Annotated in this window: 5 protein-coding genes and 1 pseudogene; 4 read left to right on the top strand and 2 right to left on the bottom strand. The window is 47.5% G+C overall.

Going from position 1 to position 13,748, the window contains the following annotated elements:
• Together E0E16_RS07050 and E0E16_RS07055 are read right to left on the bottom strand one after the other, a co-directional pair.
• Positions 1-4,563: a hypothetical protein gene (locus tag E0E16_RS07050; RefSeq protein ID WP_255418129.1), complete on the bottom strand. Its 4,563-nt coding sequence runs from the start codon at positions 4,561-4,563 to the stop codon at positions 1-3.
• Positions 4,564-4,598: 35 nt separating this feature from the next.
• Positions 4,599-4,805: a helix-turn-helix transcriptional regulator gene (locus E0E16_RS07055; RefSeq protein ID WP_019036496.1), complete on the bottom strand. Its 207-nt coding sequence runs from the start codon at positions 4,803-4,805 to the stop codon at positions 4,599-4,601.
• A 219-nt stretch (positions 4,806-5,024) separates the two neighbouring features.
• Here E0E16_RS07055 and E0E16_RS07060 point away from each other — a divergent pair, with 219 nt between their 5' ends.
• The 4 genes and pseudogenes from E0E16_RS07060 to E0E16_RS07075 all read left to right on the top strand — a co-directional run.
• A complete protein-coding gene (locus tag E0E16_RS07060) occupies positions 5,025-6,434 on the top strand; it encodes a DUF3945 domain-containing protein (protein WP_130829692.1) in 1,410 nt (469 codons plus the stop codon).
• Positions 6,435-6,455: 21 nt separating this feature from the next.
• Positions 6,456-7,433 (top strand): annotated as a pseudogene (locus E0E16_RS07065) (DNA topoisomerase); the annotation flags it as partial.
• A gap of 627 nt (positions 7,434-8,060) precedes the next feature.
• Positions 8,061-11,033 (top strand): DUF8202 domain-containing protein, encoded by a 2,973-nt coding sequence (locus tag E0E16_RS07070; protein ID WP_130829693.1) that lies wholly within the window; start codon positions 8,061-8,063, stop codon positions 11,031-11,033.
• A gap of 12 nt (positions 11,034-11,045) precedes the next feature.
• Positions 11,046-13,748, top strand: a 2,703-nt coding sequence (locus E0E16_RS07075) for a SpvB/TcaC N-terminal domain-containing protein (RefSeq protein WP_305000468.1), incomplete at its 3' end; no start/stop codon positions are given.

Consider the following 13,748-nt stretch of genomic DNA (forward strand, 5'->3'; position numbering starts at 1 on the left):
TTATTTATTTAAATTGAGTTGATTCGTATAGATGAACTCATAGTTACTTGTTGTAGTCCCATCTGGCAAAATATAACTTACGATTGACTTATACCGACCTTTTTTCAAAATAGGTAACGACCCGATAACAAATCTGGTATAGACCTGTGGAGTAATAGATTCCCTATTATTAATAATGGAATTCTGCAAATCTCGGTAGTCGTTGAACGACACGAGAGATGCATCGAATATGAATGGGAACCGGAAAAGGGATAGGTTTATCGATCCGGACTGCATCAAGGAAAGATAATTTTGACTTGGCGAGAATGCCTTATATGGAGGAATACCTATTGGCAGTTCTTCCCTTCTTACAAGGTGTATATTACCATAAGGATATCCTTCATAGACAAGTGGAATAACTGTGTTTGTAAAATACTCCTCATTGAGGTCGGAATGAAAAGAGAGCAAAGGTATGTATTGTGTCTTCTCCACGCCTATAACTTCTGCTTCGTCAAAGGATTCCTTACTTTGCACTTCTGCACCCAATGTTAGGGCAATACCTGCATCTATGGCAACATCGTCACGGACTTTCACACCTCTCATTTTATCCCTAAACGTCTCATAAAGACTGGTTGCAAAGGGGTATGTCAGGATAGACTGTTCAAGGTCACTAGAAATCATTGCACTGGCCTTATTCCCGCCAATATGCCCAGAAAAGTCTTCGTCGTTATTTGTTTCTAAGCCTTCGGAAGATTTATCATTTGTGTCTGCATTGTCTTTCTGTGTGGCAGAATATGATAAATCCAATGTATATTCTGTTTGCTTTTCTAAGACAGGAAGAGTGAACTCCAGACGGTTTTCAGCTTCATTATAGCTAAAATCGGTAACTATACGTTCATTCTGCTTCGTAACGAAAGCCAGCTTGTAGTCAAACCCTTTCTCAAACAGGTATTTTTGCCCAAACTGCAATTGCACATATCCCTTGCCATACTCCTTGGTCAGAAGATATTTCTGGCCAAGCACAGGGTAAGAATATACTATGTTCTGTACAGGTATATCCGATGGAGCACCTCCTGTAGTAAAATGGCATACCTTCTCTTCATAAGCAGGCTTACCGGAAGTCATCACTGGTTTCCATTCGCCATTCTTCAGTTCTTCAAAAACGATGCGGACCTCAGCCGTTAATTCTGTGTTAGGTGGAAGGATCTCTTTAGACTGGAAGCGGACATCAGTCTTATCTTTTCCCCAAATGAGTTTTCCTGCAATGCTATGATTTTCCTTATCTTTAATGATAAACTCCTTGAGACTGATGCGATAGTAAACAGTCTGCCCTTCTTCACCAGTCGCCTCAAAACTCTTATCCATAGCAATATTGAATGCTGCCTGTGGTACAGAGAAAACACTGACATCCTGCTCGCCATCAGCAGGGGCTAGGCTATTGATCATAGGCTCGTCTATAGGAGAGCTACCTGGGATGATGACATCGCATTCCTCACCAATTGTCAGCTTAAATCGTGCCCTGCCCTTGATTAGCCCAAGAACATTGAGATTCACTCCTAAATATCCTTTAAAATATGTTGGATCTGGTAATCCCGCTTGCAAAAGCGCAGCCGCGCCTCCTTTAATTACTGGTACACGGATACGGATGAACCATAGTTTTACTTTTACGCCTAGTTCTCCTTGTAGATAGGCATAGGTCTGTCCTTGAGCATACCATCCATACATACCAATGGTACCAGAGCGTCCCTTGCACTGCGCCTGTGCATAGTCTTTTAACATGATGTCAAATCCAATCCCGGCATTGAAATTGGCATACATCATTAGGAACTGCAGGTCTCCAGTCTTCACTGCAAGTTCAGAGCCAAAGGCAAATCCCTTACCTGTGCTTAGTGCATCAAGATTTCGCCCAAGGCTGAGTCTTCCTATGTCTTGCCCCAAGAGGTTTGCAACGATCTGCGGAGGAGCGGGCATATCGGGGATACGATTCCCTGCCATAAAGTATGACCCTGTTTTTACGGCAAGAATATTTCCCACAGCTAGCTGTACTCCCAACCTGTTAGTTGGTGTACCAAGATGTAGATACCATTCTTTTGGATCTATATGTAAAATACCCCAACCAGCCTTTCCACGTTCTCCTACACCACGGATGAACTCCGAAGGGGTATTGAGATAAACATCTGAGCTTGCATGCAGTACATGGTTCTGGAAGTCCATTTGGATACATAAAGTACCTGATAGTCCCATATCTTTAATGGCATCAGGAATGGATTTGATGGCTTCAGCCAGTTGCGCCCAGTCATTCTGTTTGAACTGTTCTGATAACTTGGCAGGGAAAGTACGTTGCTGTTTCTCTAACTTTTCGCTGGTAGAGGCACTACCACCTCCTCTGTTAGGAAACTCTCCATAACCATAAAAACCTGCTGATGCCAAGCCACCTGCTTTTGAGAAAATCATTTCAAAAGCAGCCTCTCCATAAGCCGCCTTGCCTATTTCAATAATCGTAGAAGCCTTGAAGCCGAATCCCATAGAGGCATCTGGAATATAATTGGCATTCGTGAAATGACCACCATTAGGATTGCGACCTTCCGCGCGTACGCCTGAGGTTAATGCACCTCCAATACCATTGAGAGTCATCATACCGACAATCGGCACTCCAGGATGGAATGTCGCCATGCCATCTGCATACCAATAGTGAAAATCCTCTTTGCACCCGAAGGCTGCACGTGCAGTAATGGATGCGTCATATTTAGCCCGTTCTTTTGTGTTTTTGTCTATTTTGCTATTAAAGGAGAATCCCAAAGTTACGTCTCCAGCAAAGCCATAACCATATATTGCATCTCCTCTATGCCAATTGAGTTCTCCTTTCATCTGTATAACTCCTGCTATGACAGAATTCACGGCTATAGTCCCTACTTCTAATTTGTCAAATACCCAAGTGTTTTGCTCATATTTGGCAAGTAGAGATAGTTCCGTAGCGCCTGAGAATAAGTTTTGTCCAAGATTTAGCCCCGCACCAATGGTCAATCGGACGTGTTTAGTATCAGAATTGTTAAGTGCTATTTTATTTATAGATAATGGAAAGTTCCCTAGTTTTGCTTCTCCTTCATAACCGAAATATTCTGCGGAAATATAAGGTGCTACGGTTGTTAGTTTAAGACTGCGGAAACTAATCTTATCAAATTTTGTTTGTGAAGTGGAGTCGCTGTTTCCCTCTTTTCCAAGAGTCATATATCCATGAAGTACAGCTTCCGGGACAAAATGGTCTTCTACTAAACGAAGAGTTATATTTGAGTTCTTCTCAAGATATGCCTTTGCATTAAAAATAGAGAAATCAAGAGACTCTTGATTTTTAACCCGCAATGTATACGCGTTGTTGGGCTGCAGATAGCCTTCATAGCCCAAAGTTGTATTCTTGCCTTTAAAAGGTAAGCCAAGCTTACCGGAGAACTCTGCGGAAACAAGTTCATTGGCAATAAGGTTTAAACCGAAATGATCAACAGAGAAACGCCATCCGTCTGCACTACCTCTATCTAGTGAAAGAATGCTGTCGGCAGCGAATAATCCTGTAATGCCATAATCGTCTATTAGTAATCCCTTGGCAGAAAAACTTGCTCTTGAAAAGGCCTTCGGTAAGGTTATTGACACATTCTCTGCATACACACCCCTCCACAAAGCTTGTTCATCAGGAAGATAACCTTGCTGGTATTCTTGTGGAAAACGTGTTATGTTGGAATTTCGCCTGCTACTGAAATCCAAAATGACATTATCAAGTGAGAATATATAGTCTTTCAACCCTTTTATCTCAAAACTTGGCAGATTTAAAGAAACGAGTAAATCATCCCAACTTTCTATGACTGTGCTGAAATGCCCGATAACCTGATTTAAGGAATTACTTTCTTTATCAAAATCATCTGCTGACAGTCTGTTCTTTGTTTCGTTTCTCTCTATATTTTGTCCCCCAGCCTTTACTATCAGTGAGGTTGGGAAATGGACTTCTGCATCCATTGCAAGATTATGGAAACCATCACACCCAATTGTCATATAGGTGTTACTTTGAGCAAATCCTCGCTCTTTATTAAGTCCTTTTCCCTTTAGGACAATTTTCGTGTTACCTCCATTAAAGGGAATTTCGACATCATGCAGAAGCGAAAGTTTTAGTTCTCCTGTCAATCCACCGGTATGCGTTCCTTTTATTCCTTCTGCCCCAAAGAAAAGAACCGTACGTTTGCCATCTGCCCCCTGTGGGATAACAGCTTTTGCATAAACGCCAATTTCTGTGGAAGAAGTCTGCAATGCAAAGCGACTTATGGCGATAGTTATCTCCATACCTCCAATCGTACGTTTCATGCCGATTGGAAGGTTTATTGCTTCCTCTTCGTTATAATTCAGATCCTCTACATATGCATTGGTTTCCGCAATACGTGCAAACATATTGTTCAGATCACCTATCTGTTGTATGGAATTGCTTTTTGTCTGTGAAAAGGATACATTTGTACTCAATAGTAAAGTACAGAGTAATATGCTTATTCGATAACAAGCAATATTTTTCTTTAAGAGGGCTATGAAAACTGTCTGTATTTTCATAATGGCAAAGATTGTAAAGATAAAGAGACAAACAGTTATGTGCATTTTGTCGATACAAGAAGTTCTCTAATATCAATATCCAGTACCAACGCTATTTCTAAAAGAGTATCCAAAGAAGGCTGGGTCTTATTGGAGCACCATTTTGAAACTGTATTCTCGGATTTTCCAAGTTGCTCTGCCAGCCATTTGCTTGTACGCTGCTTCTCCACAAGCACAACTTTAATTCTATTTATTATCGTCATACGATGATTTTATTTATTTCTTCATCCATTAAATATCCTACAAAGTTACTCGTTGTCTGTTGGATTGACGAAGAAAATGACAGAAATTTTTGAAAATCCGTCATTTTTCCCAATATTTCCCGATTTATCCTACCTAATCCTCGATTTCTGCCTTTTCTATTATATACTTATAACTTCGCTGTGTTACAGTCATTTATTCATCTTAAAAACAAAAAAAATATGGAACCAAACAGCAATGACAACTATGTGCTGGTCTTGGAAGACCGCACTGAAGTGAAGAATGAGAAAGAAGCGGGGAAACTCTCCGTAATTTCTGGTATTGACGAAAAGGGAAACCTTAAAACAACTGAAGCAAGCGCTGCCAATCAGGCAGCATTCTTGAAGTTTAACAACAAGGACGGACTTCTAAAGAACTTCATGTCCAATTTCCTCAAACAGTTCAATAACCCGACTCGTTTCGGACTGTACAAGGTAGTGGCAAGCAACGTTGAGCAGAGCGTGGACAACCTGCGCACCATGCTGCAAAGCCGTGAGAAACCCGAAAACAAACAGCAACTGACAGAGATTGGAGTATCCTTTAACGATTATCTGCCGAAAAAGAAGAACGCCACAGTCATTGATGAGTCGAAGATTGATTGGAAGCAACTCGACAACCTCGGTCTTACCCGTGAACGACTGGAACAAAGTGGAGAGTTAGAAAAGATGCTTTCTTGGCAGAAGAGTAACCTTGTTACTATTGCCGTACCTATTGGTGAGACAACTATCTACACTGAAGCACGTCTTGCGTTCCGCACGGACGATAGTGGCAATGTCGGCTTGGCTATCCATCCTTTACGCAAGGAGCCACAGCTTGACTTCCCCTATATGGGCTACAAGTTCTCTCCCGAAGAGAAAGAACAACTACTCACTACGGGCAACCTTGGCAAGACAATCGAAGTAACGCCAAAGAACGGCAATCCTTTTTCAGCCTATGTCTCCATCGACCCACAGACCAACGAAATTGTAGCCCTGCGTGCCGACCGTGTGAACATTCCCAAGGAAATCAAGGGCGTTACCCTTTCTGACGCTCAGTATAAAGACCTTGTGGAAGGCAAAGCCGTGAAGGTGGAGGATATGACCGCCAAGAGCGGCAAGTCTTTCAACGCCACCTTGCAGGTCAATGCCGAGAAGAAAGGCATTGAGTTCATCTTTGGCGACAACAAGAGTTTAAGAGAACGACAGGAACACAAACAGACACAGCAGCAAGGCGTCCCACATAAGCTTTGCGGCTTAGAGTTATCTGATAAACAGCGTGAAGCCTTGGATAGCGGTCGTACACTATATCTAAAGAATATGGTGGACAAACAGGGACAATCATTCAACGCCTATGTTCGCATGGACAAGGAACAGAACCGCCCACGTTTTTACAAGTGGAATCCTGACAAGAAGCAGGAAACTGGCAAGGAAAAGGTGGTTGCCGTAGCCGAAGAACACAAGACGCAGGTAGCGGTCAATAATGACGGCAAGACCAACGAAGCCACGAAGAATGTGAAAGAGCCATTGAAGACTGGGCAAACACAGCCCACTGCCGCCCAAAAGCAGAAACCGGACGAAAACAAACAGAAGAAGTCTCGTGGACGTAAGATGTAACCCTTAATTCTATTATCGACTATGACAACTTGTATTATCGCCGAGAAACCCTCGGTAGCCAGAGATATAGCCCGTATCGTTGGGGCAACGAACAAGCAGGACGGATATTTGGCTTCCACTCCGTCCGCCGATTTTCAATTGGAAGGTAACAGCTATTTTGTTACATGGGCGATGGGACACCTCATCACCCTTGCTATGCCTGAAGCCTACGGCTTTTCTGCCTACAAAGCCGAAGACCTGCCCATTCGTCCCAATCCTTTCCAACTTATTGTCCGCCAAGTGCGTAAGGACAAGGAATATATATCCGATCCTACGGCACTCAAACAGCTCAAAGTGATACGTTCCTGTTTTGACAAAGCAGACCGCATCGTTGTAGCCACCGATGCAGGACGTGAAGGAGAGTTGATCTTTCGCTACATTTATCAACATCTTGGTTGCAGAAAGCCTTTCGACCGTCTTTGGATTTCATCACTGACAGACAAAGCTATCCGTGAAGGACTTTCCAATCTTAAGCCGGGAAGCCATTACGACAATCTCTATTATTCCGCCAAGGCAAGAAGCGAAGCCGACTGGCTCATGGGCATCAATGCAAGCCGTGCATTGTCTATCGCCCGCAAGGGAGGCTATTCCTTGGGACGGGTACAGACCCCGACTCTTGCTATGGTCTGCCGTCGGTACATAGAAAATCGTGATTTTTCTTCCGTACCCTATTGGAAAATATCCGCCCTTACAGAGAAAGAGGGCGTGTCTCTGAAAGCCGTTGGCTGTAAAGACTATGAGAGTGAAGCATTGGCACTGACTGATCTCGCTACACTTCGCAGTCAGAGCCAGCTTACAGTGGAATCGGTCGTAAGAAAGGTGGCTGGTACACCGCCACCACTCTTGTACGACCTTACTGCCTTACAGAAGGATGCCAACAGACGCTACGGCTTTTCAGCGGACAAAACCCTCTCAATAGCCCAAAGCCTCTATGAGAAGAAAATCACGACCTACCCCCGCAAAAGATTTCAGAATTTTATATCTTTCAGATAATCAATAGAATAACACCGAATAAAGAAGAAAAGGGTTACGATTTGGAAACGAGCGAGTTTCTTTCCCCTTCTTTATTCTGCAATGTCTCAAAGACCACTTACCTAACGTTGCAAAGGTAGTCTTTATTTTCGATGAAAACAAGAGAAAGCCACACTTTTTTATCAGTCCGTTTCATTTTTCCGCACTTGAATTGCCGTTTTATGCCCAAAGCCCATCTCATCGTGAATTTGCTGTTAAAAACTTCCTTTTTATTGTCTTCATCATCCTTTTGCGTGTTAAAAATAAAATTTTTCTGTGCAATTCCTTGCAAATTAAAGAAGAATAACCTATATTTGCGCTTAGGAAAAAACAACTTAAACGTTCATGCTTATGAAGACAACGTTGATTTTACCAATTTCAGCCCCCTTGACATAAAGAACGCCACTTTCGGCAGTCAAGGGAGATATGCAGGACTCTACGAAAAGGCTTTGCATTAATCAATTTTCGCACACACGATACAATCCATCCCACTTTTATTTTACGGATTTTCTCTCTTTACCGTTTTTATTGCGGGTATCTTATCAGACTGAAAAAGAACATAGACAGTATTAACTTATGGGACGACATTTACACGAAACAGCATTTCTAATAGTTACAGCCTTATTCAGTCCCGTGCAGTCCCGTGCGCAGTCACCCGGTCAGATCAGCGGTGCGGAGGCATGGCTGAAGACCGTCCCCCTGACGACGGATCTGCAGGGGTACTATCATTGGCGCGACTTCTCGGGCGACTCCGTTAGAACCAACCTCTACGATGCCAAGGGCGCAGCCTACGGTGGTGAGTTCACGCAGCGGCACACATGGATACGGACTTTCAACTTCAACCCCGCCCTGAACTTCTCCGAGGGGAATCAGCCGAAGGAGAGTCTGCTGAAATACTCCAACCTCGCGCAGATGACCGTCATCGGGGTGTTTGCCCCGACGACTACCGCCTATAACAAGGACGAGGTGCTATATGCCGTCAGCGGACGCAAGGGTGCGGGAAGCCTCGTGAGCAGGGACAAGGCGGTCGGGCAGCAGGGCATAGAACCGCTCGACTACGGAAGCACGGCCGGCGAGGACCTTCTTTATTCGGGGAGCGAGAGGCAGACCGCAGAGGAATTCAAGTCCACGAGTCCCCGCATCGTCTCATACATCAGGGCATACGCCCCCGTGCATTCCGTGTGGGGAGAAGGCAGACGTGCGACCATCACCACGGGAACATACAGGGACGGAGACGTCAATTTCACGACAGCCTTTGACAAGTCCCTGTTCGGGGGCGGTGCGCTCAATGGCTACACGCCCGAGCTCATCGCATACGGCAGGACGCTCACGCCGCTGGAGCGTAGGCAGGTGGAGACCTATCTCGCCATCAGATACGGCATCACGCTCAACGGCTCATACTATACGGGGACTGGCAACCTTTCATGGGACAGGGACGAAAGCTCCGTCTACCACCACAGGGTGACGGGCATCGGGCGTGACGACGCGGGCGACCTCTTCCAGCCTCTCTCCACGACGAGCTACGAGGAAGCACCAAGATACTCTACTGAAAAGACATACGACAGCTTCAGAGACGCAGACCCATACGGCCTGCCGACGAGCCAACGCCTTCTCGTCATGGGACGCGAGGATGGCTCGCCCATGCCCGACGGCGGCTACATGCTATGGGGCGATGACAACGGCTCCACGACCACCGAAGAGACAGAAGGCAAGACGCCGTGGCACGTCATGAGTCGCAGGTGGCTCGTCAGGACGAACATCGACTCCACCGAATACAGGAGGGACGTCTGGACACGGAACGGCATCACCGTCACCTCCGACGGTTTTATGGATGCAGTGTCGCAGAATGAGCCCAAGGAGGGCGCATACATCGTCAGCTCCCCGCTCGACACGGGAAACGGCACGATGGAATACACCAACCCGAGGCTCCATCCCGCCTACAATGTAGGCTTCACCGAGGCATCGGGCACGAAGTGCGCATACGGCTTCAACGTCAGCGCACGGGGTGAGATCCGAATCGTAGAGGACGGAACAATACGGAATCGTGTCTTAACAGGCAATACGGGCGGAAAGAGTTTCATCGTACGCAGGAAAGGAAACAGCGTAACCTTACTCATCGACGGCAGGGGCAGCAAGGACCTGCAGATAACTATACCCGTTGAAAGCACGGCAAAGGCAGCCTGCATGATTTTCGAGATCGCAAGCAACGAGACAGCATTAAATATCTCCAAGCTGCGCAGGAACGGCTTTGGAGACAGTGGCAACATGGTTGAACTCGGATACGGAGTCCTCGCCAAAGGCAACAAGTTCGCAGGTGCGGACTACCGCAACGTCTTCATGCTCATAGACAGAAACGCAGGCGACAAGACCGATATACAGGAAAACACCATCATCAGATGCTCGCGCAAGGACGCGAGCCGTGAAAAACTCATCTTCGACAACATCTTCATGGACACCGACGGCAGCGGATTCGACACGTTCACCTTCGCCAGCTTCGACGGAATACTGGCACGGCTGACACCGCACGATGCGAGCTGCACGGGCGGAAAGCCGCGAAAGGACGGCAGTCTTGACATCAGCATGGTGGTCGGCCTGCCGAGTTTTTCATACAGCCTGCTGGCGGACTCCGTGGAGAATATGGAGAAAGGTGCCGTAGCTTCACGGGGAAACTTCACCACGAAGACATACACCGTGAAGAACCTGCTCCCGGGAAGCTACAACCTCTTCATCAGGCAGAACGCAGGCATCGACATCACGGTGGAGAGCATGGGAGGTGTCGAGTATGCCCATGCGGTCGGTCGCCGAAAGCAGGGAGAGGTCACCTGGACTGTTCCCTCGCTCACCTCCGACTACAGGGCGGGACTCTGCACCACGCTCGGACTGGGAAAGAACATCCTCCACGGCTTCGACGTGAAGAATGCCACGGCACAAGTCGTGGTCGAGGGCAAGCCCGTGGGTGAAGCCATCATGCTGAAAAAGGGGGACGCGCTGGGCATTTCCTTCGATGAGAACACGGTCAATTACTCCATAAACGGCAAGGTCGTCCACCGTGCGGCCAAGAAAGCTGGTCTCGGCTGGCTCTTCGGCATGGGCTTCAACAAGGGACTCTCGACCATCGACGGGCTGAGCATCGACGGCGGAGACTTCGCCCTGACGAGCGTTTCGAGGGGCGTGGCCTACGAGACGAAGAAGGCGGTCGAGGACAGCATGGCGGTAATGATCGGCAGCGAGTGCAGCCCGAGCGTGCCCAAGGCACAGACAAGGTCGGCAGAAAACACCTCCTTCATCGAGAGGCAAGCCCATTCTGCCCTCACTGTGACAAGGAAGGACGTGACCGGTATGGCGTTCAGTGCCGAGCTGAAACTCGCCAAGGAGACCGATGCCGAACTGCTCGTCTATGACACATCAGGAAGGCTGCTGAGCCGGACGGACATGGCGGGAGGCACCATAAAGCGTGCCGACTTCACCGTACCGCAGACGGGCGTGTACGTCGTCAAAGCACTCACCTTAGAAGAGGAATTTACAAGGAAGATAATGGCAAACTACTAAACCCCAACGGCTATGAAGACAAAGCATTACCTCATATCGGCGGCATTACTGACAGCCATCACCGCAGCCATCGCTGCGACGCATATATACAAGGGACAGGACAGTGCACGTGAAAACAACGGCACGAGTATATCACAGGAGACAGCACAGACCGAGACGTCCACGAAGAACGTCCATAATGCAGAAAAAGCTACGCAGGGAATATCACGGACGGCAAGGAAGGAGGATAAGTCAAAGACGACAGCAGCAGCAACTTCTTCCGTTATGGAGACCATCTACACGGCAGATCATGCCTCGGGCATCATAGGACAGCCCGACGGACGGGTTTCGGACAACCCCGAGGACAACATCTTCGAGATAACAGTCGAGAAAGTCTCTCCAAATATGCGCGCATGGCTTGTCTATGACCTCAAGGGCGTAAGCTCTGGTCAGGGCATCAGCAGGAGCATCAACGACCGCACGGCTGTCGGCGGCTACCTCACGGCACTTTCCAAGGAATGGAAGACCGTCAGGGAGGAAATAAGTCCCGAGTGGCTGAAGGACGGCAGGAACACCGTCCTCTTCACCATTCCGACGGATGCTTCCTACGCCTATTCGGTCAGGAACGTACATATCGAGACCGTAGCGAATGCTAAGACAAAGACTAATACCAATAAGCAGGAAGAAATAATCCTTTCCTCCGCCCCCATAGCCTATGACGGTCAGACCTACCTCCACGGCTTCGTGCGGGGGAAGGCAAACCGTATCTCAGTGAACGGCACAACCCTCACCGTCCATGACGGAGAATTCGAGGGCATCGTGCCATCGACAGGCAGACACCTCAAGCTCACGGCAACCATTGCGGGCAGGAACATCAGCAGGACAATAACACCCATACAGGGAGGTAGGGCGGACTACGCCCGTGCCTTCGTGTCCGTCGGTGGAAAGGCAGAGAAGCGGTTCCTCGCGCACAGGGCGGACAGCATCGCCATCGGCGGCAACGTCCTTTCCGTGAAGGCTGCGGACATCGCAAGGAACGGCAGATACTCCGTCACGGCACTCCGCGAGACGGACATTCCAGCCCTTGACTACGGCATGACCAACGTCACCGCCAAGGGAGACGGCTACCGCTTTCTGCCCCACGGCAACCACTTCGAGGGCAAGGGTGCGACGGTGAAGATAAAATACGACCGCACGCGAATCCCGAGCGGTTTTACAGAAGACGACATCAATACCTATTACTTCGACCAAGACACCAGGCACTGGGTGGCTTTGGAACGTGTGAAGGTGGATAAGGCTACAGCCTGCGTGGTATCGAAAACGACGCACTTCACCGATATGATCAATGGTGTAATCAAGGCACCGGAATCTCCACAGACCGACGGATTTACGCCGACGATGATGAATGACATCAAGGCGGCAGACCCAACGGCAAAAATCAATCTTATTACTCCTCCTACGGCTAACAACCGCGGCTCAGCTAATCTACAGTATGGCTTCGAGATGCCCCCTGCCCGCAATGGTATGGCTCCTTCTTTGGGCATACAGTACAGTAGTGAAGGAGGTAGTGGATGGCTTGGAGAGGGTTGGAATCTCTCTGTTCCTTCTATTACGTTGGATACTCGCTGGGGTGTCCCAAGATACGATACAAGTAAAGAAACCGAGACTTATTTGATGTCGGGCTCTATGCTTTCTACGATGGGTGACGACGGCAAGATGGGTGTGGCTCACCGTGGTGAGAAGATGAACCGAAAAGCGGACAGGCAGTTCTACACTCGTCAGGGAGGAGACTTCAGCCGTATTATCCGAAAGGGTAATTCTCCTGCCGACTATACTTGGGAAGTAACCGACAAACAAGGAATCAAATATATTTATGGTGGAGAAGGTGCCGTTCTCAAAGGTACCATCACCGATGCAAGCGGTCAAAGCCGTGAGGTGATTACCGAATGGAAGCTCAAACGTGTGGAAGAAACACACGGTGATTATATCGAATACGTCTATGAGACAGCCGACGAACCTGTTCGTGGTGGACTTGTGGCAAAAGCCATTTATCTTAAGGAAGTACGTGCCGGTAATAGCGGACAAGCACCCCACACAGTGGTTGTCTTAGAAGGCAGTAAACAGAAACGACTCAAAAACAACAATGCAAGATATGGCTTCCTAACCTCATCGAATCGTTTGTTAGAGAAGCTAACGGTGCACTTCCAAGGAAGTACGCTCCGCAGTTATGCCTTTACCTATAGCGAGGGTGCGTTCAACAAAGATGTGCTTACGGGTGTTAAGCAACTCGATGATAAAGGCACAGAAGTGTCTTATCAAAAATTTGACTATTATGATGATGTACAGGCTGTTAAGGGGTATGTGCCTTTTAAGGAAAAACAGGAAACATGGAATACGCACAATGACGGACTTGACGCAGGATTTATAAGTCCTCTCAAAGAAGTTGGTGGCATATTCAGCGACAAACCTACTGCCTTAGGAGGAACAACAAGCCTTTCTTATGGTGGCTCTTTCTATGCTGGAGCAGGAGTTGATGATCAAAGTTCTTCAACAAGTGGCACTATTGGTGGTTCTTTTAATTACTCTCATGATAATTCTAAGGGATTATTGACTTTTGCAGACCTTAACGGAGATGGATTACCCGACAAGATATATCAGGATGGAGGTTCTGTGTACTATCGTCCGCAAATATGCACAGACGAAAAGAAAATAACCTATGGAGAACCTATCAAAGTT

Source organism: Prevotella rectalis (assembly GCF_900607215.1).
GTDB lineage: Bacteria > Bacteroidota > Bacteroidia > Bacteroidales > Bacteroidaceae > Prevotella > Prevotella brunnea.